Source organism: Martelella sp. K41-7, assembly GCF_055808365.1.
In genome coordinates this window covers 2,212,601-2,234,965 of the sequence record NZ_CM147867.1, presented here as the reverse complement: position 1 = coordinate 2,234,965, position 22,365 = coordinate 2,212,601, and the positions used below count along the sequence as shown (strand labels likewise).

Sequence of the window (22,365 nt, the reverse complement as noted above, 5' to 3'; positions counted from 1 at the left end):
AAAATCAGGCCGATTTTCTCGGCAGCAGCGGATAGCCCAGCATCACCGCCCGACCGGCAATGGCCGCAAGCCCGGCCTTGATCAGGTCTCCGGGCACGAAAGCCAGTGTTCCGCCAACCGCCTTCGAAACACCGAGGCCCACGCCGAACGCCAGCCAGGCGATCCCGAAGAAATAGACCACCACGATACCACCCATGGCTGCGGCAATGAAAAAGCCGAATGTCTGGCGCAGCGGGCTTTCGGTATCTGCGTACATCTCGGCCAGCCCGCCTGAGATATAGGCTGCGGGAAGCCAGCCGATCAGGAACCCGGCTGTCGGTGCTACAAAGGCGCCAAGGCCGCCGCGACCGCCCGAAAGCACCGGAAGGCCGATGGCAACCAGCACGAACAGCAGCAGAACCGCCGCTGCGCCGCGTTTGCGGCCAAGGATGAGACCGGCCAGCATGACACCGAGCGTCTGCGCCGTTATCGGCACAGGAATAAAGGCGATCGGGATGGGCGGCAGAATGCCGAGCGCCACGATGATGGCCGTGAACAGCGATACCAGAACCAGGTCGCGTGAGGTCATTTCGTCTTCCTTTCTAGTGGCCCGCCTCGAATGCCGCGGGCGTCGATCGCATCGGCGATACTGTCGGCATCCCGCAAGGTCAAGATGATCAGCGGGACAATGGCGCCAGCCGGCCTGAAGCGAATGCCGCGCGCGCGGTGTGCATCGCGGATGGCACCATAACGTGACAAAATATCCGGCACAAAGCGGATGACAAGCCCGATTGCAAGGCCGATATCGGCGGCGCGCAGAAGGCCCGCGCGTTCAAGCGGCATGGCCCAGCGAGTGACGGTGTCGATGAAGGCCGGAACCGGCGTGGAAGCGGTAATGGCGGCGGCCAGAAACATCAGTGCCGATAGCCTAAGGACGGAAAGGGCCGCCACCAGCCAGGGATTGAAGATCAGGTTGAAGCCGCCAACCAGAAGAATTGCCGCGCCGATGGGCACAAGACGCGCAAACGCCTGGCGCGGTTTCAGCGGCAACAAAAAATAGAGGGTGACCGAAACGGCAAGCAGCGCGCCGAGAACGATGAGATTTCCGGTCAGGAACAGAGCAATGCTGAAGACGATCAGTCCGCCGAGTTTCAGGCTCGGTGCCAGCCGGTGCAGGAATGTATTGCCTTCGACATAAAGAGACTGCATCAGCGGTTCATCGCCTCGTACTGGTGGATGACATCATCGGCCGGACCGTCTCCGACAACACGCCCATCATGGAATAGCAGCACACGTTCAAAGGAAGCGAGTACCGTCAGGTCGTGCGAGATTGCGATCACATCCTCGTTGAGCGCATCAATGGTTTCGGCAACGCGTCTGCGGTTCTGGAGGTCGAGCTGGTTGGTCGGCTCATCCAGAATTACCAGCGAGGGGCGGGTGGCAAGCACCGTCGCAAGGGCGGCAAGCTGAAGTTCACCGCCCGAAAGCTCATGCGCGCGGCGCTTGGCAAGATGCGCGATGCCCAGTCGTGAAAGCGCTTCTTCGGTACGGGCAGCAAGGTCGGCCTTTGCCACGCCGCGCGCTTTCAGCCCAAGCTCGATATCGTCTTTCAGGATCGGCAGGATGATCTGGTTTTGCGGCGACTGGAACACGAACCCGGCATCGGCGTTGACAGCCTCGGCCTCTGTGACGGTGTCGCGGCCATTGACGCTCACGCTGCCTTTGGTTGGCTTGGTCAGCCCATTGATCAGCCGCGCAAAGGTGGTCTTGCCGGAACCGTTCAGTCCGATGATGCCGACGCGCCGGCCGGTCAGGTCCAGTTTCAGTGGATGAAGCGCCGTGCGACCTTCGAAGGTGACTTCGGCTTCCAGAAATTCGATTTTCAAATGCGTCCCCGGTTTTTTGCTGCCCCGGCGTCAAGCCATCCTCTTATAGGCATCAATGAGCGGTTTCGAAAGGCTTAGATGTTCTTATTTTGTCCGAATCGCCCTAACATCCGTCCATGGCAAAAATGATCGCGAACACTGATGCACGCCGCATCTTCCTTGCCCGCCAAGGACTTTCCGCTCCGCCTGGCCGGGCGATGGACAAGGCCGGTCTGCTGTCGCTGATTGAAAAGATTGGCTTTGTACAGGTCGACTCGATCCGGACTGTCGAGCGGGCCCATGACCTTATTCTTTTTTCCCGCAACCAGACTTACCGGCGCGCGCATCTGGCAGCGCTTCTCGAACAGGATCGCGGGCTTTTCGAGCACTGGACCCATGATGCCTCGCTGATTCCCGTGCGGTATTATCCTTACTGGAAGCACCGTTTCCGCCGGGAGGAAGCGCGGCTTGTCGAACGCTGGCGCAAATGGCAGGGCAGCGGTTTCGAGGCTGTGTTCGAGGAAACCTACGCCGCAGTCAAAGAAAGCGGGCCGCTGTTTTCTCGTGACCTGAAACAGGACGACCATGTTTCTGGCGGTTGGTGGAACTGGCATCCGGCCAAGACCGCGCTGGAATATCACTGGCGCACCGGTCGCATCGCCATATGCCATCGCGTCAATTTCCAGAAGGCCTATGATCTGTCCGAACGGGTGATCCCGGATCACCATCGCCTTGGCGAGGTCGGCCACGCTGAATTTGTCGACTGGGCCTGCCGGTCTGCGCTCGAGCGTCTGGGTTTTGCCACTTCGGGCGAGATTGCCGCCTTCTTCGACATCGTCAAGCCGCAGGAGGTGAAGACCTGGGTCGAGCAAAACCGCGACAGTCTGGAAGAGGTGATGATCGAGACCGTGGAACCGGGGCGCCCGCGCACCGCCTTTGCGCTGGCCGAAGAGGCCGGCACCCTTGCCGATGTGCCGGAGCCGCCGGGGCGTGTGCGGGTCTTGAGTCCCTTCGATCCGCTTCTGCGCGACCGGGCACGGGCCGAACGGCTGTTCGGGTTCTTCTATCGGATCGAGGTGTTCGTCCCGGAGCCGAAGCGGCAATACGGCTATTATGTGTTTCCGCTTCTGGAAGGCGCAAGGCTGATCGGACGCATTGACATGAAGGCGGATCGCAAACGCGCAACGCTCGACGTCAGAAAACTCTGGCTTGAACCGGGTGTTCGGGCGGCTGCAGGACGCCTGGAAAAACTTGATGCCGAGCTCCAGCGTCTCGCCCGTTTCACCGGTGTGGAACGGGTGGAATACCTGCCTGGCTGGCGGGAAACGCGGCTATAGTTTTGGCCCGATAATATTCACCCCGGCTAAAACGAAGCCGAGGTGAAGTGCAGTCTTGACTGACCAATTCAGTCGAGACGACCGGTCTGGCCACGGTCGCGCAGATAGTGGTCAGCAATGGTGCAGGCCAGCATCGCTTCGCCGATGGGCACGGCCCGGATGCCGACACAGGGGTCGTGGCGGCCCTTGGTTCTCAGCTCCACATCCTTTCCGTCCTGATCGATCGACTGGCGCGGGGTCAGGATCGAGGAGGTCGGCTTGATCGCGAAACGGGCGACGATCGGCTCACCGGTCGAAATTCCTCCGAGAATACCGCCGGCATGGTTCGACAGGAAATGCGGTTGGCCGTCATTGCCGGTCCGCATTTCATCGGCATTTTCCTCACCGGTCAGTTCGGCGGCGTTGAAACCTTCGCCGATCTCGACGCCCTTGACCGCGTTGATCGACATCAGCCCGGAGGCGATATCCTGATCAAGCTTGCTGTAGATCGGTGCGCCGAGACCTGCGGGAACGCGTTCGGCAACGACTTCGATAATCGCACCGACGGAAGATCCGGCTTTACGGATATCATCGAGATATCGTTCCCAGATCGGCACCATTTCGGCATCCGGGCAGAAGAATGGATTATTGTCGATTTCAGACCAGTCCCAGTTGTCGCGATTGATCTTGTGCTTGCCGATCTGGACCAGGGCGCCGCGATAGGTGACATCCGGTAAGATAATGCGTGCAATCGCGCCTGCGGCAACGCGCGCCGCGGTCTCGCGGGCCGAAGAGCGTCCGCCGCCGCGATAGTCGCGCAGCCCGTATTTGACGTCATAGGTATAGTCGGCGTGTCCGGGACGGTACTGGCGGGCGATCTCGCCGTAATCCTTGGAACGCTGATCGGTGTTTTCGATCATCAGCGAAATCGGCGTGCCGGTGGTGATATAGGTGCGGCCGTCTTCCTGCGGCAGGACACCGGAAAGCACTTTCACCGCATCGGCCTCGCGGCGCTGGGTGACAAAGCGCGACTGGCCGGGTTTGCGCCGGTCGAGATGTTTCTGGATATCTGCAAGCTCGAAGGAAATGCCGGGCGGGCAGCCGTCAATGACGCAGCCAAGGGCCGGGCCGTGGCTCTCGCCCCAGGTGGTGACGCGGAAAAGATGTCCGAATGTATTATGCGACATGAAATACCTCTGCCGTCGTTTCGCGGCTTCGCTCTATCGCAATTGATGGGTCAGGGAAAGGCAGAACCGTTTCAGTCAATCCAGCCGATCGTTCCGTCCGCCGGATCGATGCGCAAAACACTGTCCTGCGGAATGGCAAGCTCGGCGGCTTCTGCCGTCGAAATGCCGGCGACAATGCGGAACAGCGTACGGATCACGCCGCCATGGCAGACGCAGACAGTGGGGCCAACCACATCCTTCAGCCAGGCGCCGATGCGCCAGGACAGGATTTCGTAGCTTTCCGCATCGTCACCCGGCGGCACAAAGGCCCATTTGTCCTTCTCGCGTTCATGCACAAGCTCTGGTGCGAATGTGCCGACCTCTTCCAATGTCTGGCCTTCCCAGTCACCAAAGGAGAGTTCCTTAAGCCGATCGTCGGTGCGGTAGAGTTCGGGCGTCAGCCCCATGGCGGCGCGGGCCCGTTCCATGGTCTCACGGGTGCGTGAAAGCGGGCTTGCGACAAAATCGTAGAGCCGGGCTTGGTCCCCCAGGATCTCTCCCAGTACTGCGCCGTTGTTGTTGGCCTGACCACGACCGGTGTCGTTCAGGGGAATGTCCTTCTGGCCCTGAAGCCGGTATTCGGCGTTCCAGTCGGTCTGTCCGTGACGAATGGCGTAAATCAGCACTGTTTTATACCGTTCAATTTTCGTTAAAGGATGAAGCGAAAATTCAAATCGCTGGAATGGTTTTGCACATGTTTTGGTCAGCCGAGGGCCGCCAAAGGGCCGAAAATAGCCCGGAAGGTGAAGTTCGCCATCGGGCTGCGCAAACAAAAACGGCGCGGATTGGACCCGCGCCGTCTAAAAATCAGTCTTTGACCACCGAAATGTCAGGGGCGTCGACTGCCTTCATGCCGACCACATGATAGCCAGAATCGGCATGCAGAACCTCACCGGTAACAGAGGTTGAAAGGTCGGAAAGGAGGAACAGTGCGGTATTGCCGACTTCGTCGATGGTGACATTGCGCTTCAGCGGAGAGTTGTATTCGTTCCACTTCAGAATATAGCGGAAATCGCCGATAGCGGAGCCGGCGAGCGTCTTGATCGGCCCGGCCGATATGGCGTTCACGCGGATACCACGGCCGCCGAGGTCGACCGACATGTAGCGCACGCTGGCCTCGAGAGCGGCCTTGGCGACACCCATGACGTTGTAATGCGGCATCACCTTTTCCGCACCGTAATAGGTCAGCGTGATCATCGATCCGCCTTCATTCATGATCTGTTCCGCGCGCCGGGCGATGGCGGTGAAGGAATAGACCGAAATGTCCATGGATTTGCTGAAATTCTCGCGTGAAGTGTCGAGATAGCGCCCGGTCAGTTCGTCCTTGTCGGAAAAGGCGATTGCGTGCACGACGAAGTCGATCTTACCCCATTCCTGCTCAAGCGTTTTGAACACGTCCTCGACGCTGTCAGGATCGGTCACATCGCAATGGCCGGCCATCAGTGCGTTCAATTCTTTGGCCAGCGGTTCGACGCGTTTTTTGAGGTTATCGCCCTGCCAGGTGAGTGCGATTTCGGCGCCTGCTTCATGACATGCTTTGGCAATGCCCCATGCGATCGATCGGTTGTTGGCAACACCGAGAATAATGCCGCGTTTGCCTTTCATGAGGCCTTTTGCTTCAGCCATGTGTCGATGCTCCTTGCAACTCTCTTCGTTTCTGCCTATGGCATAGGCAGCAATACGGTTCAAGCAATCAGAACCGTGCTGGACCCGCTTTAACTTCCGAAAAGGGTATTGCCAAGCCCTTGCAAAATGCCCTGACCGGCCCTTGGCCGGGTGCCTGAAATGCCTTTTCGGCAAGCAAGGTGGCGAATTACTTGTTTCGGTTGTGTGCGGGATGCGGAATGAAACGCACCTGCCCGGTGCGAAGCGGGAGACTTTACCATGTCCCAGTCAAACGAGACCCCCCACGATTTTACGGCCGAAAATGATCCTTTCGCGCTCTTTGGCAAATGGCTGAAGGATGCCGAGGCAAGCGAGCCCAATGACCCTTCTGCCGTTGCTGTTGCCACGGTGGACGAGGACGGCCTGCCGAATGTGCGCATGGTGCTGATGAAGGGCTTCGATGTCAGCGGCTTCGTGTTTTACACCAATTTTGAAAGTCAGAAGGGCCGGGAGTTGCTCGGCCAACCGAAGGCGGCGATGTGCTTTCACTGGAAGTCGCTGCGCCGCCAGGTTCGGCTACGCGGCCCGGTCGAAGTTGTTTCGGAAGCAGAAGCCGATGCCTATTTCCAGTCACGTCCGCGCGGCAGCCGTATCGGCGCCTGGGCGTCGAAACAGTCGCGCGCGCTTGAAAGCCGGTTTGCGCTGGAAAAGGCCGTGGCTCAATACACTGCGAAATATGGTGTTGGTGAAGTGCCCCGCCCTGAATATTGGTCGGGTTTTCGTCTGAAGCCGATTTCGATTGAGTTCTGGCGTGATGGAAAGTTCCGCCTTCACGATCGGATTGAGTTTCGCCGGGATGAGCCCGCAGGCGGGTGGCATAAGGTCAGGATGTATCCATGAAACAGACCGGACTTTTGCGCAATGGGAGGGCAGGATGAGCGATATCGGCGATAAGGAAAAAGAAGTTGTGGCCCAGGAAGAGCGACTGGTGTTCCGCAGCTTCAGCGAGGATGATGCCTGGGATCTCGGTCAGCGGCTTGTTGGCAGGGCAATTGCGCATGATTCACCGGTGGTGATCAACATCCGCACGCCAAATCGCACGCTGTTTCACGCTGCCCTGCCAGGGTCTGCGCCCGACAACGACATGTGGGCGCGGCGCAAATCCAATGTTGTCTTCCATTTCCATCGCTCATCCTATGGGATCGAGCTGGAACACAGGCGCAAGGGCCGCACGATCGGTCCGGAAATCGGTCTCGATATCAGGGATTTCGCCGATCACGGCGGCAGTTTTCCGGTGCGTATCACGGGCACCGGCGTCTTCGCAGCCATCACCGTGTCAGGGCTTGCAAGCGCCGATGATCACGGATTGATCGTGACGGTGCTGGAAGAGTTGCTGAAGGGCTGAGAAATCGGCATCAAATCCCGGTTGGCACGCTGCGCTTTGCAGTGGGGCAGGGCTTCTGCATCAGGATCAGCGGATGCGGCAGGCCGTTATCGTCGGTTTCGCGGCGGCGAACGCCGCAAAAACCGTGGCGGCGGTAAAAAGCGACTGCGCGCTGGTTGGCGGCATAAACTTCGAGCGCCAGCTTGCCTTTCAGGTCGAAGGCATGGCGAAGCAACATGCCGCCTATCCCCGCTCCCTGACTTTCCGGTGCCACAAAAAGCCCGCCGATGAACTGATCCATCAAGCCTATGAAGCCGAGAGGGCCGTGATCTCCGACCGCGACCCAGGTTTCCGTTTGGGGTAAGTATTTTTCAGAGATTTCAAGGCGTTGCCGGAGAAGCAGATCCTCCGGCAGGAAGGGATGCGAGAGGCGCGAGGCCGCATACCAGATATCGGTCAGCCGCGCATTGTCTTCCGTCTCGAAGGGGCGGATGGCAAACGAGGCTTCGCTCATGACCGTGCTCGAAGTTTGGGGTACGCAATACATGCGCACAACAAAAACAGAGAGCGGTAAAGAATCCGCTAAGCTTGTGTGCCGCCAACGGTGACCTGATCAAGCCTCAGATGTGGCTGACCGACGCCAACCGGCACCCATTGTCCGGCCTTGCCACAATTGCCGATGCCGTTGTCGAGCGCGAGGTCATTGCCGACCATGGAAACCCGCTTCATCGCATCCGGGCCGTTGCCGATCAGCATCGCGCCCTTGATCGGCGCGCCGACCTTGCCGTTCTCGATCATGTAGGCCTCGGTGCAGGAGAACACGAACTGGCCGGAGGTGATATCGACCTGGCCGCCGCCAAAGGTGACAGCGTAAATGCCCTTCTTCACCGAGCCGATGATTTCTTCCTTGGTCTTGTCGCCGGCAAGCATATAGGTGTTGGTCATGCGCGGCATTGGCAGGTCCGAATACGACTCACGACGGCCGTTTCCAGTTGGGGCAACCCCCATTAGCCGGGCGTTCATGCGGTCCTGCATGTAGCCGGTTAGCCGACCGTTTTTGATCAGCACGTTGTAGCCGGACGGGGTTCCCTCGTCGTCGATAGAAATCGAGCCGCGACGATTGGCAATCGTGCCATCGTCGACAATGGTGACGCCGGGGGATGCGACCATCTCGCCGACCAGCCCTGAAAAGGCAGACAATCCCTTTCGGTTGAAATCGCCCTCAAGCCCATGGCCAACGGCCTCGTGGATCATAACGCCCGGCCAGCCGTTGCCGAGCACCACATCCATGGTGCCGGCGGGCGCCTCGATGGCTTCAAGGTTCACGAAGGCCTTGCGCAGCGCTTCTTCGGCACCCGATTGCCAGTCCTGACGTGCGAACAGATCGGCAAAACTCTCCCGGCCGCCAATGCCGAAGGAGCCGGTCTCCTGGCGATCACCTTCGCCGACGATGACGGAGATGTTGAGCCGCGTCATCGGGCGTACATCGCCGATGCGGTAGCCATCCGCCCGCAGGATATCGACAACCTGATGGCTGGCGGCGAGCGACGCCGAAACTTGACGCACGCGTGGATCGCGCTCGCGCAGATAGGCGTCGATCTCACCAAGCAGCCTGACTTTTTCCTCGAAACTCGGTGCGCCGATCGGATTGTCTTCGGAATAAAGCCGCGTGTTGGTGCCGCGCGGCGGCTCGGCATAGGTGCCCGTATAGCCGGAAGTCACGGCCTTGGCAGTAGAAGCCGCGCGTTTGAGCGCACTGAGCGACAATTCTCCCGCATGCGCAAAGCCGCTGGCCTCTCCGGCCACCGCACGCAGGCCGAAACCATGGCCGGTGTTGAACGAACCGCTTTTCAGCCTGCCGTCATCGAAGGTCAGTGATTCGTTCTGGCTGTATTCGACATAGAGTTCGCCATCATCGGCGCCGTGGAGCGTGTCCGAAACAATGTTGCGGATCGTGGTTTCGTCTGCATCGAAATGGCTGATGAGGTCGCGGTCCGTCATTCTGGCTTCCGTCCTTATGTCTTGTTTCAACGCCTATATAGGAAAGAAAAAGGCGCGATATCAGGGCAGAGCGTCAAAGCCCTCGCCAAAGCCGGTCAGGTCCACTGGAATGCCAATCGTGTCCTGATCGACGGAGAAGTTCAGCGTGAATACAGCCTCCGAACCGACGCGCATGATGTTCATCAGGTCGTCGTCGAGGTCGACCTCGACATAGCAGCCGTCGAGATAGCAGCGCGAGAACGAGGCTTTGCCGATGTTCACTCCGTCGACGAAAAGTCCCATGCCCTCGGGCAGGAACACGCCAAGCGGAGAGAGAATGCGCAGCAGCGTTGCCTGACGGTCGGCCGTTTTCAATACGGCAATGGACAGGCCGATTTCCGGGCGGTCATCGGCGATCACGTTTTGCATCAACGCACATTGTTCGAGACTGGCGCCGGGCGGCTGGTCGCAGATCATCGACCAGGCTCCGTGATTCGCGCGCACCATCGTCGGGTCCTGCTCGCCGCCGAGCTGAATGTTCTCGCCGGTCTGCGGCGCGGTGCTGTCCTGGGCGCTTGCATTTATGGCGGCAGGCGCAATCAGCGCGGCCGCAAGCGCAAGCTTTATTGCAGTGGAACTGACGGCCGACAGGACGTTTGCGGAGAAAGAAGGCATGGTACGGAATCCTGCATGAACTGAATGGCGTTGTCTTATGAAGCGGTTTTGCAGGTTTCAAAAGAAATTTTCAACGTTTCAGGCTGACCCCGTATGGCAAACCCGAAAAGAAATTTCGGAATGTATTAAGACCGCATGAGACAATTTGACGCTTCAAATCGGCAAATGCTATGGCATAATTGTGACTGAGGGAGAAAAACAGGCACACTGACTGCTCGGCGCAGCATCAGCAGGGAGTGCGCCAGCGCAAACAGATGTTATCATGGCCTTAAATACGCATCAGGCCTTTATGCCATATAGCGTTCTTGGTAAGGGTCCGGTTTGACCACGGTCAAACGATGGAGGGAGAATTCAACGTGATGAACAAGACCAGAGCATGCATGGCAGCTCTTATCTGTCTTGCGGGGACTGGCAGCGCCTTTGCCGCGCAGCCGCAGCCGTGGGAAATGGGCATGCAGCCGGCAGCTTCGCCGATCATGCATCAGATTCGCTGGTTCGAGCAGTATACGCTCTGGTTTATCGTGCCGATCGTGCTTTTCGTTCTGGCACTGCTGATTACCGTGATGGTGCGCTTCAGGGCGTCGAAAAATCCGGAAGCATCGCGCACCAGCCATAACACCATGATCGAGGTGGTCTGGACTGTCGCGCCGGTGCTCATCCTCCTGTTTCTGGCCATTCCGTCATTCAACCTTCTGACTGCTCAGCTGACCATGCCGGAAGACCCGAAGCTGACGATCAAGGCAACAGCGACGCAGTGGCTTTGGAGCTATGACTACCCGGAAATCGAAGATGGCGAGATTTCCTATTCCTCCTACATGCTGACGGAAGATCAGCGCGCCGAATACGGCAAGGAAGACAAAGCCGTCTATCCGCGCCTTCTGGCCGTTGACAACGAGATGGTGGTTCCTGTCGGAGAGACCGTCCGTCTTCTGGTCACGGCAGCGCCTACGGATGTTATCCATTCCTTCGCCATGCCGGCCTTCGGCCTCAAGATCGACGCCATTCCCGGCCGTCTCAACGAGACCTGGTTCAAGGCCGATGCCGAAGGTATTTACTATGGCCAGTGTTCCGAGCTCTGCGGCAAGGACCATGCCTTCATGCCGATTGCGATCCGCGCGGTTTCTGCCGAGCAGTTCGCCACCTGGCAGGCATCTGCCGCAAGTGATGTGGAAGCCGCCAATCAAGCGCTGATGGCCAGCATCGACAACGCAAAGCAGGGCGACGACGCCGTTCTGCTCGCTGACAACGACTAAGGGGGAGGAGACGATCATGGCCGAAGCAGGCATTCACACCGCTCACGACGACGACCATAAGCCCGGCTTTTTCGCCCGCTGGTTTCTGTCGACCAATCACAAGGATATCGGCACGCTCTACCTGATCTTCGCCATCTGTGCGGGCATCATCGGTGGCGCGCTTTCCGTTGCCATGCGCATGGAACTGCAGGAGCCCGGTATCCAGATCTTCAATGGCCTTGCCTCCATGGTCTACGGCGATGCAGGTGCTGCCGCCGTCGATCAGGGCAAGCATCTTTATAACGTATTCACGACGGCGCACGGGCTGATCATGATCTTCTTCATGGTGATGCCGGCGCTGATCGGCGGTTTTGCCAACTGGATGATCCCGATCATGATCGGCGCGCCCGACATGGCGTTTCCGCGTTTGAACAATATCTCCTTCTGGCTGATCGTTCCCGCCTTCCTGCTTCTGCTGATGTCCATGTTTGTGGAAGGGCCGGCAGGGTCGAATGGCGTTGGCGGCGGTTGGACGCTCTATCCGCCCTTCTCGTCAACCGGCATGCCGGGGCCAGCGGTGGATCTGGCGATTTTTGCGCTGCATGTGGCTGGTATTTCCTCGATCCTCGGCGCGATCAACTTCATCACCACCATTTTGAACATGCGTGCGCCGGGGATGACGCTGCATAAGATGCCGCTGTTCGCCTGGTCGGTTCTCGTCACCGCCTTCCTGCTGCTGTTGTCGCTGCCGGTTCTGGCGGGCGGCATCACCATGCTGCTGACGGACCGTAATTTCGGTACGGCGTTCTTCTCGCCCGAAGGCGGCGGAGACCCGATCCTGTACCAGCACCTGTTCTGGTTCTTCGGTCATCCGGAAGTCTACATCCTGATCCTGCCGGCCTTCGGCATCGTCAGCCACATCATCTCGACCTTCTCGAAGAAACCGGTGTTCGGCTATCTCGGCATGGCCTATGCCATGGTCGCGATCGGCGCCGTCGGCTTCATCGTCTGGGCGCACCATATGTATACGGTCGGCCTGTCGCTCGACACGCAGCGCTACTTCGTGTTCGCCACCATGGTGATCGCGGTGCCGACGGGCGTGAAGATCTTCTCGTGGATTGCCACCATGTGGGGCGGGTCGATCACCTTCAAGGCGCCAATGGTCTGGGCGATCGGCTTTATCTTCCTGTTCACCGTCGGCGGCGTCACCGGTGTTCAGCTTGCCAATGCCGGCCTCGACCGGTCGTTCCACGACACCTATTACGTCGTGGCCCACTTCCACTACGTGCTGTCGCTTGGCGCCGTGTTCGGGATCTTCGCCGGCTGGTACTACTGGTTCCCGAAGATCACCGGTTACATGTATAGCGAGCGGGTGGCGATCACCCATTTCTGGGTGATGTTCATCGGCGTGAATCTGGTGTTCTTCCCGCAGCACTTCCTGGGGCTTTCGGGCATGCCGCGCCGTTACATTGATTATCCGGATGCCTTTGCCGGTTGGAATGCGGTGTCGTCCTACGGCTCCTATATTTCGGCCATCGGGGTTCTCGTTTTCCTTTATGGGATCTTCGAGGCCTTTTCCAAGAAGCGGGTTGCCGGTGACAATCCATGGGGGCCGGGCGCGACCACGCTCGAATGGCAGCTGTCCTCACCGCCGCCCTATCACCAGTGGTCGGAACTGCCGCGTGTGCGCTGATTGCGCGCCTGTGATCCAGAATAAGGTCGCGCGCCCGCGCTTGGAACGAAGGGCGCGCGGACTTTTCTCTAGAACTGAAAGACTGAGCAGAACATGACAGTATTGGACAGCGAAACCGCCCTTGCGCATTCTGATATCGGACTTTCGGAAGCAACAGCGCGTGATTATTTCGCGCTTTTGAAGCCAACGGTGATGTCGCTGGTGGTGTTTACCGCTTTTGCCGGGCTCTTCCTGGCGCCCGGCCCGATCAACCCGGTCATGGGAGCGATCGCGATCCTGTGCATTGCCACAGGTGCGGGGGCGGCCGGCGCTCTCAACATGTGGTACGATGCCGACATCGACGCCATCATGTCGCGCACGGCGAAACGGCCCATTCCGAGCGGCCGTATCGACCGTCAGGAAGCGCTCGCTTTTGGCATTGCGCTGTCCTGTTTTTCGGTGGCAACGCTCGGTCTTGCGGTCAACTGGTTTTCCGCCGGGCTGCTGGCCTTCACCATCCTTTATTACGCCGTCTTCTACACCATGTGGCTGAAGCGCTCGACGCCACAGAACATCGTGATCGGTGGCGCTGCCGGTGCGTTTCCGCCGATGGTTGGCTGGGCTGCTGTCACCGGCGGTATCTCACTTGACAGCGTCATTCTGTTTTCGATCACCTTCCTGTGGACCCCGCCGCATTTCTGGGCTCTGGCGCTGTTCAAGATGCGCGACTATGCCGATGTCGGTATCCCGATGATGCCGAATGTCGCTGGTGAGAAATCGACCAAGAACCAGATGGTGGTTTATGCGGTGCTGACCGCGATTGCAGGCGTTGCACCGGCCTTGACCGGTCTTGCAAGCCCGGTCTACGCGGTTTTCGCCGGAGCCATGGGCGCCTGTTTCGTTTATGCCTCGCTGAAGGTCAGGGCGATGCCAGAGGGTGATGAACGGATGGTGCCTGCGAAGAAGATGTTCGGCTTCTCGATTTTCTATCTGTTTGCGATCTTCGCGGCGCTGATTGCCGATCGCGCCTTTTTCATGATGTTCGGCTGAGGTGATCATGATCGATACAGTCAAGCTCACGGAAAAGCAGAGAAAGGCCCGGCGTGGACGCAACGTCGCGCTCGGCGCGGTGTTGTTCGGCCTTGTCGTGCTTTTCTACATCATCACCATGATCAAGTTCGGATCGGTCTGAGGAGGCAGCAAGCATGACGGAGGAGAGCAGACAGAAGCCGCGCAACAACGGTGCCGTTGTGGCGATGTGTCTTGTCTTCGTGGTCGGCATGACCGGCATGAGCTTTGCCGCCGTGCCGCTTTACCGCATCTTCTGTCAGGTGACCGGCTATAACGGCACTGCTCAGCGTGTTGAGCAATATTCCAACACCATTCTCGACAAGACCATCAAGGTCACGTTCGACGCCAATGTCGCGCCGGGGCTTGATTGGGAGTTCAAGCCGATGCAGGCATCTGTTTCACCGAAGATCGGTGAGACGGTGCAGGTCATGTTTACCGCGCGCAACAAATCAAGCGAACCGATCAACGGTCAGGCGATCTTCAATGTGACGCCGCTGCAGGCGGGGGCCTATTTCAACAAGGTCGAATGCTTCTGTTTTACCGATACGACGCTTCCGCCGGGTGAGACCCTTGAAATGCCGGTTGTCTTCTTCGTCGATCCGGCCATCGTCGACGCCGAAGAGACGAAGGACATCAGGGTGCTGACCTTGTCCTACACATTTTTCGAGCATGAGAAGCCCGCCGCAGCAGAGGCCGCTGCGCTGAACCTAAAGGCTGCCGACACCAAGAGCTGAGCCGGCCTTATGATTTGCGGATTGTCATCCGCGGGGATTGATTAACGCAGCAATTTCGGCCCTTATGCTGCGAGGGAGAGGAAACGGGGACCACCAATGGCGGAAACGCAACACAAAAATCACGACTACCATATCATCGACCCGAGCCCCTGGCCGCTGGTCGCATCCATCGGTGTTTTCCTGATGGCTTTTGGCGGTGTCGGCTATATGCGCTATCTGAGCGGCGGCTCGTTCACGATGCTGGGGCTGGATCTGGCGCAGCCCTGGCTGTTTCTGATCGGACTGGTCGTTGTTCTCTACGTGCTTCACGGCTGGTGGTCGGATACGATCAAGGAGGGGCAGGAGGGCCATCACACGCCGGTGGTTTCGCTGCATCTGCGCTACGGCATGATCATGTTCATCGCCTCCGAGGTGATGTTCTTCGTTGCCTGGTTCTGGGCCTTCTTCGATGCCAGCCTGTTCACCGGCGAGGCAATTCAGGCTTCGCGCGTCGTGGCGACGGGCGGGACCTGGCCGCCGGAAGGCATCGCTGTTGTCGATCCCTGGCATTTTCCGCTTTATAACACCGTTATTCTGCTGCTGTCCGGCACGACGCTGACCTGGGCGCATCACGCGCTGCTGCATGGTGACCGCAAGGGCATGATCCAGGGCTTGTCACTGACGATTGTCCTCGGCATTCTGTTCTCTGCCGTTCAGGCCTACGAATATTACGAAGCGCCGTTTGCATTCAAAGACTCGATCTATGGATCAACATTCTTCATGGCGACGGGCTTCCATGGTTTTCATGTGATTGTCGGCACCATCTTCCTGATCGTTTGCCTTGTGCGGGCTTCGCGTGGCGCGTTCACGCCAAAGCAACATTTCGGCTTCGAGGCGGCCGCCTGGTACTGGCATTTCGTCGATGTCGTGTGGCTGTTCCTGTTCTTCACGATCTATATCTGGGGCGGCTGGGGCGCGCCGCTTGCCGAAACCGGCCACTGATTGTTCAATCCCGGCCGTCGCTTGAAAGAACAGCGGAGGCCGACCTCCTCATGAGGCCGCGTTATCGATATTCGGGAAGAAAAGACCGCTTCGGGTGGCCGTTATTTCAAAGTGCTGGACGGTCATGAGGCCGAGATGACCTATTCGCGGGCATCCGACAGCTTGGTCATCGTTGATCATACCGGTGTGCCCGATGCGCTGCGCGGCAAGGGGGCGGGGCAGGCGCTTGCCGAACATGCGGTGGCGGCGGCCCGTGAGGGCGGCTGGAAAATCATTCCGCTCTGCCCTTTCTTCAAGGCGCTCAGCATGCGTCACGAAGAATGGCAGGATGTCATTCAGTAAGAGGCGTCGCGCTGTGCTCCGGCGACGACGAGCAAGTCCATGTCACAAGACGATCACACGCATAAACACGTCAATCTCTTGATGTCGGGGCTTACCGGGCGATGCCCGCGTTGCGGGGAGGGCCGACTTTTCGATGGCTTTCTGGCGTTGAGGCCCGAATGTAAAAGTTGCGGCCTGAGCTATGCATTTGCTGATTCCGGCGACGGACCGGCCGTTTTCGTGATGTTCGCCGTTGGTTTTCTTGTGATTGCGCTGGTGCTGTGGTCCGAAATCACCTATTCGCCGCCGCTCTGGGTGCATGCGATCATCTGGGTGCCGGTCACCATCGCGCTGTCTCTCGGTGCGCTCAGGGCCTTCAAGGGCGTACTGATCGGCCTCCAATACCGCCACAGCGCCGCCGAAGGCGTGATTGACCGCTCCGACGATGCCTAAGCGCCTGTCGCCTGCCAGCGTCATCGGCCTCATTCTGGCGCTTGCGGCCTTTGTCTGCCTTATCCTGCTCGGAAACTGGCAGGTCAGCCGGCTGCACTGGAAAGAAAACCTGCTGGCCACCGTCGATGCCCGTCTTCAGGAACCTCCGGTTTCGCTGGCCGAAATCGAGGCATTGTCGGCGCAAGGAACCAATATCGAATATCGTCCGGTGACGGTGACCGGTCAGTTTGAACATCGCGGCGAGCGGCACTTCTTCGCAACCTTCGAAGGCCAGTCGGGTTACTATGTTTATACGCCGCTGCGGCTTGCAGACGAGCGTGCCGTTCTGGTCAACCGTGGCTTCGTACCCTTCGACATGAAGGCAGCGGAGACGCGGGGCGAGGGGCAGGTGGGCGGCGCTGTGACGGTGACCGGGCTTGCCCGTGAGCGCCTTTCGCAAAAGCCATCTTTTCTGGTGCCCGAAAACGATCTGGCGCAGAATATCTTCTACTGGAAAGATATCGATGCCATGACGGCTTCCGCCGGTCTCGACCGGGAAAAGGTGCTTTCCTTCTTCATCGATGCCGATGATGCGCCCAATCCCGGCGGCCTGCCGGCCGGCGGCGTTACCCGGATCTCGTTTCCGAACAATCATCTGCAATATGCCATTACCTGGTACGGTCTGGCGGCGGTGCTGGCGATCGGCGTTGCCGTTCTCGTCTTCAAAGGACGACGACGGGATGATTGACCTTCTGGCGCCGGGTCTCGACATTGTCTTTTGCGGAACCGCCAAGGGCACGATTTCCGCCCGCACCGGCTCGTTTTACGCCAATCCGTCGAACCGGTTTTACCGCGTGCTTCATGAGAGCGGTTTGACGCCGGAGCGTTTTACCCCTTCAGATTTCCGCAGGCTGCTCGATTACGGCATCGGCCTCACCGATCTCAATCAGATTGAAAGCGGCATGGACCGGGTGTTGACGGAAAAGCATTTCGACCCTGACGGCTTTCGGGAGAAAATGCAGCAATACCGCCCGAAACTTGTGGCCTTCACCAGCCTGACGGCCGCGCGGATATTCTATGCCGACAAACAGGTGCGCTGCGGCCTACAGCCGGTCGGCATCGGCGATATACCGGTTGTCGCGCTGCCATCCACATCCGGCGCCAACGCGCATTGGACAAAGGACCGACATCATTGGTATCAGTTGCCGGAGTTGATTTGCCGCGCCGAAAACCCATCTTGGAGCGAGCATCACAAGGCGACGGAATGACGAACACGAAAGAGCCGGACATGAGCAACAGCCCACTTTCCATCCGTCTGTGCGGACCGCGCGGCTTTTGCGCTGGTGTAGACCGCGCCATCCAGATCGTGGTGCTGGCGCTGAAGCGCTATGGCGCGCCTGTCTATGTGCGCCACGAGATCGTCCACAATCGCTATGTGGTCGAGGGCCTGGAGGCCATGGGCGCGATTTTTGTCGAGGAGCTTGATGAAATTCCCGCGGCGCACCGCGATCAGCCGGTGGTGTTTTCTGCCCACGGCGTGCCGAAATCTGTGCCTGCCGATGCGGAAAGCCGTAACCTGTTTTACCTCGACGCCACATGCCCGCTGGTTTCCAAGGTGCACAAGCAGGCCATGCGTCACGAACGCCTTGGCCGCCATGTGGTGCTGATCGGCCATGCCGGGCACCCGGAAGTCATCGGCACGATGGGACAATTGCCGGAAGGCGCGGTGTCGCTGGTCGAGACGGTGGAAGATGCCGAAGAGTATGAACCTGCCGATCCGGATAATCTCGGCTATGTGACCCAGACGACACTTTCGGTGCAGGATACCGCGGAGGTTATTGCCAAGCTCAGGGAGCGTTTCCCGAATCTGACCGCGCCGTCCGCCGATTCGATCTGCTATGCGACCACCAACCGGCAGGAGGCGGTTTCTGCTGCTGCACCCGGCTGCGATCTTTTCATCATCGTCGGCGCGCCGAATTCCTCCAATTCGAAGCGTCTTGTGGAGGTCGCAAGCCGCGCCGGCGCCAAACGCGCCATGCTTGTCCAGCGCGCCTCCGAGCTTGATTTCGAAGCGATCGGGACGATCGGCACGCTCGGTATTTCAGCGGGCGCTTCCGCCCCTGAAGTGGTGGTCAACGAGATCATCGAAGCGTTCCGCGCGCGCTTTGCGGCGACGGTGGAACTTGCTGAAACCGCCATTGAAAACGAACATTTCCTGGTCAACCGCGAACTGCGCGATGTCGAGCTGACGGTTGAGGATATGGCGTTTGTGAACGGGCGGTAGGAGCTCAAGCGTCAGGCGAAGCTGCTATCGCCTGCTTGACAGCGACGCGGCCATCGTGAAAACCAGCAGCAGTTTTTCCATCGAGGATTTGCATTGGCCGTCTATACCGACATTAACGAGGTTGAGCTGAAGGACTTCCTTCAGGCCTATGACACTGGAACGCTTTTGTCCTTCAAGGGCATTGCCGAGGGTGTCGAGAACTCGAATTTCCTGCTTCACACGGACCGTTTTCCGCTGATCCTCACGCTTTACGAAAGGCGTGTTGATGAGAATGATCTGCCGTTTTATCTCGGTCTGATGCAGCATCTGTCCGAGCGTGGCATTTCCTGCCCGCTGCCGTTGCCACGCACCGACGGCGCGCTTTACGGGCGGCTGTGCGATCGTCCGGCCGCATTGATCTCGTTTCTCGAGGGCATGTGGCTCCGCAAACCAGAGGCGCGCCATTGCCGGGAGCTTGGTGCGGCGCTCGCCCGGTTGCACATTGCCGGACAGGATTTTGCAATCCGCCGCGAGAACGCTCTTTCGCTGAAAGGCTGGGTCAACCTCTGGGACAAGTCTGCCTTCCGCGCAGATGAGGTTCTGCCGGGCCTTGAAGGCGAGATCACCGAGGAGCTGGCGCTGCTTGAAGATTGCTGGCCGGTGGATCTGCCGGAAGGTGTCATCCATGCCGATCTGTTCCCCGACAACGTATTTTTCATCGGTGACGGACTTTCCGGTCTGATCGACTTCTATTTCGCCTGCAATGATTTTCTGGCTTATGATCTGGCAATCTGCCTCAATGCCTGGTGCTTTGAAAAGGACGGCGCTTTCAACGTCACCAAGGCTCGGGCACTGATCGAGGGCTATCAGAGTGTGCGTCGCTTAAGCGATGCAGAAATCGAGGCGCTGCCGCTGCTGGCGCGCGGTTCGGCGCTGCGGTTTTTCCTGACCCGGCTTTACGACTGGTTGACGACGCCGGAAGGCGCGCTGGTGGTCAAGAAGGACCCTCTGGAATATCTGCGCTATCTCCGCTTCCACCGCTCGGTCAAAAGTGCCGGCGAATACGGGCTGTCGTAAATGAAGAATGTCGAGATTTTTACCGACGGGGCCTGTTCGGGTAATCCCGGCCCCGGCGGCTGGGGTGCGGTGCTGCGCTATGGCGACACGGAGCGCGAACTTTCGGGCGGCGAACAGCTGACCACCAACAACCGCATGGAACTGATGGCGGCTATCGAAGCACTGAAAGCGCTGAAACAGCCTTGCACGGTTTCGCTTTATACCGATAGCGTCTATGTGAAAGACGGGATCGGCAAATGGATCCATGGCTGGAAGAAGAACGGCTGGAAAACCGCCGCGAAGAAACCGGTCAAGAATGTCGAGCTCTGGCAGATGCTCGAAGACGAGCGCAATCGCCACGACGTGACGCTTCACTGGGTGAAGGGCCATGCCGGCCACGAAGGAAATGAACGCGCCGATGAACTGGCGCGTCAGGGGATGGAACCCTATAAAAAGGGGCGCTAGGTGCGAAAGCCCAGTCGCCTTCCTGGAGGACGAAGATGATCTTGCACTGTGTTTTCATACGTTTTAGACAGGAGGTCACGGCCTCCGAAAAAGAAGCGATCTTTACCGGGATTACCGCCCTCAAGGGGATCATCGACGGCATTGTCGATGTGAAGGCTGGCCCGAACGTTTCGCCGGAAGGCCTCGACAGCGGTTATGCAGACGGTTTTGTGGTGACGTTCGAGAATGCAGCTGCGCGTGATGTCTATCTCGAGCATCCCGACCACAAGGCCGTGGCCGGAGAAATCGTGGCGGCCGCCGCTGGCGGAATGTCTGGTATTCTGGTTTTTGACATGAAGGTCTGAGGGCTCAGGCCACCAGGCGGACGAGCAACCTGCCAAGCGGCAAAAGTGCGATCCGCCATCCCAAGCGTAGCAGGCGAAAGCCGAAATAGGCCGCTCCTGCAAACCAGACGGCAAATGATGCAGTCCAGCCTGCCGCTGTCAGAAAAAGGCCGGTGAGCGTCACCGCGCCGGACCCCAGAAGGAAAAGGATCGCGCGGAAGTGCTTGCCGACGCGTGCCGACAGCTTGCCGAGCCTGGTGAGGTCAGCAGGGGTGTCCGCCACCTTCAGCATGTCCGTTCCCGCACGAAGGCCTTGCTTGGTCATCACGGTCCCGACATTGGCTGCTGCATCCTGTATGCGCATCAGCGGCTTGGCGTTCAGGGACGAAGACAGCGCACGGCTTGCAGCCGGGACATTGCCGCGTTTGAGCATGGGGACGGCGGTGCGCAGCGCCGGTGCGTTGACCGCCTGACGCGAAAGCCGCGTGAAGGATCGCCTGAGCGGCGCTGTCAACGCACCGGCCTTTCCCGCCGCCTTGAGCGCACTGGTGCCGACCTTCGCCGTTGTCGCAGAGCCTGCCGAGAGAATGACAGCGCCGGTAATGCCGAGACCGGCCACGGAAATGCCGAGGATGAACGGGTCGTAGTCTTCGCCGGAAAGATAGGCACCGCCTTCGATGATGATGTCACGAACATCACCGACCGTTGTCAGGTCGGTGACGATTGCTCCGACAAGACCGGCCGCGCTGTCGGGGCGGCCGGTCAGGGCGCCTTCAAACAGGTCTGACAGTTGATTGCCGATGCTGTTTTGGTTGGAAACTGCGACCTCGGTCCTGTCGCGCAAAGCGCCATCTATGCGAATGCCGCGACTGTCGGCCAGCGCCAGAATGCTTGCCGCAAGGTCAGGGTCCTCACCCGCAAGTGCCTCAAGGATTGCGACCTCGTATTGCTCAGGAGGAAGGCGATCAAGACGATATTCGGTGATTGCGACGGGGTCGTCATAAGCGCCGATAAGTCTGGCCGCGCTGATGCCGTTGGGCACGACAAAAGGGGTCGTTATTACAAGGATCGCGATGATCGCTGCCGTGACGAGCCCGCGAACCGATTTCCAAGCCTCAAGCCTCATTGCAGCCATCCCCGTTTGCTGCATTTTAAATCAGTTCGCCCCCCAAGTGAAATAGCCGGCAAGCTTTGGCGGGCAGGGGATGAGCGCTATTGCGCCGGGCCGAAGACTAGATCCGACCCGGCAGAAAATCAGAGCTGGCCGAGAATGGTGGCTGCGGCCGAGACCGTCGCCTCACCGGAGTTATCCTCGATATTGAGCTCTTCGATGACCCCGTCATTCACCAGCATGGAATAGCGCTGCGAGCGCATTCCGAGCCCGGCGCCGGAAAGGTCGAGTTCCAGATCGAGAACCTTGGCGAACGCGCCATCAGGGTCAGATAGGTACCGGATCTTGCCTTCGCCGCCCGTGGCCTTGGCCCAGCCGCCCATGACGAACGGGTCGTTGACGGCCACAACCGCTATCTCGTCGACGCCGCGCGCGAGGAACGCATCCCGGTTTTCCAGGTAGGTCGGCAGGTGGTTGATCGAGCAGGTCGGCGTGAATGCACCCGGCACGGCGAACAGTACAACCCGCTTCGACTTAAAGAATTCATCGCTCGAAACTTTCTCCGGCCCGTTTTCCGTCAGCTCCATGAAGGTGGCGGAAGGCAGGTTTTCTCCCTTGGCAATCGGCATTTTGAAATCCTTTTTTTGCTTTCGATCAAAAGACGTAAGGAAGAC

The 22,365-nt window shown here is 59.0% G+C and carries 28 protein-coding genes; 17 read left to right on the top strand and 11 right to left on the bottom strand.

The genetic code is table 11. The annotated features are described in order from the left end of the window. Nucleotides 1-4 precede the first annotated feature (4 nt). The 3 genes from AC0L7L_RS10585 to AC0L7L_RS10575 are packed head-to-tail and all read right to left on the bottom strand — an operon-like array spanning nt 5 to nt 1,865. Complete coding sequence (locus tag AC0L7L_RS10585; RefSeq protein WP_272211874.1) at nt 5-568, bottom strand: biotin transporter BioY; 564 nt, start codon at nt 566-568, stop codon at nt 5-7. Next, entirely contained in the window at nt 565-1,188 is a 624-nt protein-coding gene (locus AC0L7L_RS10580) for an energy-coupling factor transporter transmembrane component T family protein (RefSeq protein WP_473508918.1), read from the bottom strand. Before AC0L7L_RS10580 ends, AC0L7L_RS10585 begins: the two co-directional genes overlap by 4 nt. Next, complete coding sequence (locus AC0L7L_RS10575; protein ID WP_272211871.1) at nt 1,188-1,865, bottom strand: energy-coupling factor ABC transporter ATP-binding protein; 678 nt, start codon at nt 1,863-1,865, stop codon at nt 1,188-1,190. The genes AC0L7L_RS10580 and AC0L7L_RS10575 overlap by 1 nt, the downstream gene beginning before the upstream one ends. A gap of 116 nt (nt 1,866-1,981) precedes the next feature. Between AC0L7L_RS10575 and AC0L7L_RS10570 the strand changes: the two genes are divergently transcribed. Next, nucleotides 1,982-3,181, top strand: a complete 1,200-nt coding sequence (locus AC0L7L_RS10570; RefSeq protein WP_473508916.1) for a winged helix-turn-helix domain-containing protein — start codon at nt 1,982-1,984, stop codon at nt 3,179-3,181. A gap of 68 nt (nt 3,182-3,249) precedes the next feature. Here AC0L7L_RS10570 and aroC read toward each other — a convergent pair whose 3' ends face one another. The 3 genes from aroC to fabI all read right to left on the bottom strand — a co-directional run bounded on the left by aroC (nt 3,250) and on the right by fabI (nt 6,012). Further along, nucleotides 3,250-4,347, bottom strand: a complete 1,098-nt coding sequence (gene aroC / locus AC0L7L_RS10565) for a chorismate synthase (RefSeq protein WP_272211869.1) — start codon at nt 4,345-4,347, stop codon at nt 3,250-3,252. Between the two features lie 71 nt (nt 4,348-4,418). Further along, entirely contained in the window at nt 4,419-5,012 is a 594-nt protein-coding gene (locus AC0L7L_RS10560; RefSeq protein ID WP_473508914.1) for a histidine phosphatase family protein, read from the bottom strand. 181 nt (nt 5,013-5,193) lie between these two features. Then, nucleotides 5,194-6,012: an enoyl-ACP reductase FabI gene (fabI, locus tag AC0L7L_RS10555; protein WP_473508912.1), complete on the bottom strand. Its 819-nt coding sequence runs from the start codon at nt 6,010-6,012 to the stop codon at nt 5,194-5,196. 258 nt (nt 6,013-6,270) lie between these two features. On the opposite strand from fabI, the gene pdxH reads away from it, so the two are divergent. Both pdxH and AC0L7L_RS10545 read left to right on the top strand, forming a co-directional pair. Next, nucleotides 6,271-6,891, top strand: coding sequence for a pyridoxamine 5'-phosphate oxidase (gene pdxH, locus AC0L7L_RS10550; protein ID WP_473508910.1), 621 nt, complete (start codon nt 6,271-6,273; stop codon nt 6,889-6,891). Nucleotides 6,892-6,925: 34 nt separating this feature from the next. Then, nucleotides 6,926-7,396, top strand: coding sequence for a heme-degrading domain-containing protein (locus tag AC0L7L_RS10545; RefSeq protein WP_473508908.1), 471 nt, complete (start codon nt 6,926-6,928; stop codon nt 7,394-7,396). Nucleotides 7,397-7,406: 10 nt separating this feature from the next. On the opposite strand, the gene AC0L7L_RS10540 is transcribed toward AC0L7L_RS10545, so the two are convergent. From AC0L7L_RS10540 to AC0L7L_RS10530, 3 genes are all read right to left on the bottom strand, one after another. Next, complete coding sequence (locus AC0L7L_RS10540; RefSeq protein ID WP_272211862.1) at nt 7,407-7,889, bottom strand: GNAT family N-acetyltransferase; 483 nt, start codon at nt 7,887-7,889, stop codon at nt 7,407-7,409. 68 nt (nt 7,890-7,957) lie between these two features. Then, nucleotides 7,958-9,376, bottom strand: a complete 1,419-nt coding sequence (gene tldD, locus AC0L7L_RS10535) for a metalloprotease TldD (protein ID WP_473508906.1) — start codon at nt 9,374-9,376, stop codon at nt 7,958-7,960. A gap of 60 nt (nt 9,377-9,436) precedes the next feature. Continuing rightward, on the bottom strand, nt 9,437-10,030 hold the full coding sequence (locus tag AC0L7L_RS10530) for an invasion associated locus B family protein (protein ID WP_272211859.1): 594 nt from the start codon (nt 10,028-10,030) through the stop codon (nt 9,437-9,439). Nucleotides 10,031-10,389: 359 nt separating this feature from the next. Between AC0L7L_RS10530 and coxB the strand changes: the two genes are divergently transcribed. The 14 genes from coxB (at nt 10,390) to AC0L7L_RS10460 (ending at nt 20,601) form a co-directional block, all read left to right on the top strand. Beyond that, on the top strand, nt 10,390-11,283 hold the full coding sequence (gene coxB / locus AC0L7L_RS10525; protein ID WP_473508904.1) for a cytochrome c oxidase subunit II: 894 nt from the start codon (nt 10,390-10,392) through the stop codon (nt 11,281-11,283). Nucleotides 11,284-11,299: 16 nt separating this feature from the next. Next, nucleotides 11,300-12,955 (top strand): cytochrome c oxidase subunit I, encoded by a 1,656-nt coding sequence (gene ctaD, locus AC0L7L_RS10520; RefSeq protein ID WP_473508902.1) that lies wholly within the window; start codon nt 11,300-11,302, stop codon nt 12,953-12,955. Nucleotides 12,956-13,048: 93 nt separating this feature from the next. Further along, the gene (locus AC0L7L_RS10515) at nt 13,049-13,984 is read left to right on the top strand and encodes a heme o synthase (RefSeq protein ID WP_272211855.1); all 936 of its coding nucleotides are present in this window, start codon (nt 13,049-13,051) and stop codon (nt 13,982-13,984) included. A gap of 7 nt (nt 13,985-13,991) precedes the next feature. Beyond that, a complete protein-coding gene (locus AC0L7L_RS10510; protein WP_272211854.1) occupies nt 13,992-14,126 on the top strand; it encodes a hypothetical protein in 135 nt (44 codons plus the stop codon). Between the two features lie 13 nt (nt 14,127-14,139). Next, on the top strand, nt 14,140-14,739 hold the full coding sequence (locus AC0L7L_RS10505) for a cytochrome c oxidase assembly protein (RefSeq protein ID WP_272211853.1): 600 nt from the start codon (nt 14,140-14,142) through the stop codon (nt 14,737-14,739). 96 nt (nt 14,740-14,835) lie between these two features. Continuing rightward, complete coding sequence (locus tag AC0L7L_RS10500) at nt 14,836-15,720, top strand: cytochrome c oxidase subunit 3 (protein WP_272211852.1); 885 nt, start codon at nt 14,836-14,838, stop codon at nt 15,718-15,720. Between the two features lie 63 nt (nt 15,721-15,783). After that, entirely contained in the window at nt 15,784-16,062 is a 279-nt protein-coding gene (locus AC0L7L_RS10495; RefSeq protein ID WP_473513883.1) for a GNAT family N-acetyltransferase, read from the top strand. 39 nt (nt 16,063-16,101) lie between these two features. Beyond that, nucleotides 16,102-16,494, top strand: a complete 393-nt coding sequence (locus tag AC0L7L_RS10490; protein ID WP_272211850.1) for a DUF983 domain-containing protein — start codon at nt 16,102-16,104, stop codon at nt 16,492-16,494. Beyond that, nucleotides 16,472-17,221 (top strand): SURF1 family protein, encoded by a 750-nt coding sequence (locus tag AC0L7L_RS10485; protein WP_473508899.1) that lies wholly within the window; start codon nt 16,472-16,474, stop codon nt 17,219-17,221. The genes AC0L7L_RS10490 and AC0L7L_RS10485 overlap by 23 nt, the downstream gene beginning before the upstream one ends. Then, nucleotides 17,214-17,741, top strand: a complete 528-nt coding sequence (locus tag AC0L7L_RS10480) for a mismatch-specific DNA-glycosylase (protein ID WP_272211848.1) — start codon at nt 17,214-17,216, stop codon at nt 17,739-17,741. The genes AC0L7L_RS10485 and AC0L7L_RS10480 overlap by 8 nt, the downstream gene beginning before the upstream one ends. Before the next feature lie 20 nt (nt 17,742-17,761). Further along, nucleotides 17,762-18,757: a 4-hydroxy-3-methylbut-2-enyl diphosphate reductase gene (ispH, locus tag AC0L7L_RS10475; protein WP_473513881.1), complete on the top strand. Its 996-nt coding sequence runs from the start codon at nt 17,762-17,764 to the stop codon at nt 18,755-18,757. Nucleotides 18,758-18,850: 93 nt separating this feature from the next. After that, nucleotides 18,851-19,813: a homoserine kinase gene (locus tag AC0L7L_RS10470; protein ID WP_272211846.1), complete on the top strand. Its 963-nt coding sequence runs from the start codon at nt 18,851-18,853 to the stop codon at nt 19,811-19,813. Beyond that, a complete protein-coding gene (gene rnhA / locus AC0L7L_RS10465; RefSeq protein WP_473508897.1) occupies nt 19,814-20,257 on the top strand; it encodes a ribonuclease HI in 444 nt (147 codons plus the stop codon). It abuts the gene before it with no gap. A 35-nt stretch (nt 20,258-20,292) separates the two neighbouring features. Continuing rightward, complete coding sequence (locus tag AC0L7L_RS10460; RefSeq protein WP_473508894.1) at nt 20,293-20,601, top strand: Dabb family protein; 309 nt, start codon at nt 20,293-20,295, stop codon at nt 20,599-20,601. A gap of 4 nt (nt 20,602-20,605) precedes the next feature. Here AC0L7L_RS10460 and AC0L7L_RS10455 read toward each other — a convergent pair whose 3' ends face one another. Beyond that, nucleotides 20,606-21,706, bottom strand: a complete 1,101-nt coding sequence (locus AC0L7L_RS10455; protein ID WP_272211844.1) for a hypothetical protein — start codon at nt 21,704-21,706, stop codon at nt 20,606-20,608. Nucleotides 21,707-21,834: 128 nt separating this feature from the next. Continuing rightward, nucleotides 21,835-22,320 carry a peroxiredoxin gene (locus AC0L7L_RS10450; RefSeq protein ID WP_272211843.1) on the bottom strand — a complete coding sequence of 162 codons (486 nt, stop codon included), beginning with the start codon at nt 22,318-22,320 and terminating at the stop codon, nt 21,835-21,837. Nucleotides 22,321-22,365: the final 45 nt, after the last annotated feature.

Bases quoted from the DNA above. Each gene is read 5' to 3' on its own strand.
- AC0L7L_RS10585 (WP_272211874.1), bottom strand. From the start codon at position 568: ATGACCTCACGCGACCTGGTTCTGGTATCGCTGTTCACGGCCATCATC.
- AC0L7L_RS10580 (WP_473508918.1), bottom strand. From the start codon at position 1,188: ATGCAGTCTCTTTATGTCGAAGGCAATACATTCCTGCACCGGCTGGCA.
- AC0L7L_RS10570 (WP_473508916.1), top strand. From the start codon at position 1,982: ATGGCAAAAATGATCGCGAACACTGATGCACGCCGCATCTTCCTTGCC.
- aroC (WP_272211869.1), bottom strand. From the start codon at position 4,347: ATGTCGCATAATACATTCGGACATCTTTTCCGCGTCACCACCTGGGGC.
- fabI (WP_473508912.1), bottom strand. From the start codon at position 6,012: ATGGCTGAAGCAAAAGGCCTCATGAAAGGCAAACGCGGCATTATTCTC.
- pdxH (WP_473508910.1), top strand. From the start codon at position 6,271: ATGTCCCAGTCAAACGAGACCCCCCACGATTTTACGGCCGAAAATGAT.
- AC0L7L_RS10545 (WP_473508908.1), top strand. From the start codon at position 6,926: ATGAGCGATATCGGCGATAAGGAAAAAGAAGTTGTGGCCCAGGAAGAG.
- AC0L7L_RS10540 (WP_272211862.1), bottom strand. From the start codon at position 7,889: ATGAGCGAAGCCTCGTTTGCCATCCGCCCCTTCGAGACGGAAGACAAT.
- tldD (WP_473508906.1), bottom strand. From the start codon at position 9,376: ATGACGGACCGCGACCTCATCAGCCATTTCGATGCAGACGAAACCACG.
- AC0L7L_RS10530 (WP_272211859.1), bottom strand. From the start codon at position 10,030: ATGCCTTCTTTCTCCGCAAACGTCCTGTCGGCCGTCAGTTCCACTGCA.
- coxB (WP_473508904.1), top strand. From the start codon at position 10,390: ATGAACAAGACCAGAGCATGCATGGCAGCTCTTATCTGTCTTGCGGGG.
- ctaD (WP_473508902.1), top strand. From the start codon at position 11,300: ATGGCCGAAGCAGGCATTCACACCGCTCACGACGACGACCATAAGCCC.
- AC0L7L_RS10515 (WP_272211855.1), top strand. From the start codon at position 13,049: ATGACAGTATTGGACAGCGAAACCGCCCTTGCGCATTCTGATATCGGA.
- AC0L7L_RS10510 (WP_272211854.1), top strand. From the start codon at position 13,992: ATGATCGATACAGTCAAGCTCACGGAAAAGCAGAGAAAGGCCCGGCGT.
- AC0L7L_RS10505 (WP_272211853.1), top strand. From the start codon at position 14,140: ATGACGGAGGAGAGCAGACAGAAGCCGCGCAACAACGGTGCCGTTGTG.
- AC0L7L_RS10500 (WP_272211852.1), top strand. From the start codon at position 14,836: ATGGCGGAAACGCAACACAAAAATCACGACTACCATATCATCGACCCG.
- AC0L7L_RS10490 (WP_272211850.1), top strand. From the start codon at position 16,102: ATGTCACAAGACGATCACACGCATAAACACGTCAATCTCTTGATGTCG.
- AC0L7L_RS10480 (WP_272211848.1), top strand. From the start codon at position 17,214: ATGATTGACCTTCTGGCGCCGGGTCTCGACATTGTCTTTTGCGGAACC.
- ispH (WP_473513881.1), top strand. From the start codon at position 17,762: ATGAGCAACAGCCCACTTTCCATCCGTCTGTGCGGACCGCGCGGCTTT.
- rnhA (WP_473508897.1), top strand. From the start codon at position 19,814: ATGAAGAATGTCGAGATTTTTACCGACGGGGCCTGTTCGGGTAATCCC.
- AC0L7L_RS10460 (WP_473508894.1), top strand. From the start codon at position 20,293: ATGATCTTGCACTGTGTTTTCATACGTTTTAGACAGGAGGTCACGGCC.
- AC0L7L_RS10455 (WP_272211844.1), bottom strand. From the start codon at position 21,706: ATGAGGCTTGAGGCTTGGAAATCGGTTCGCGGGCTCGTCACGGCAGCG.
- AC0L7L_RS10450 (WP_272211843.1), bottom strand. From the start codon at position 22,320: ATGCCGATTGCCAAGGGAGAAAACCTGCCTTCCGCCACCTTCATGGAG.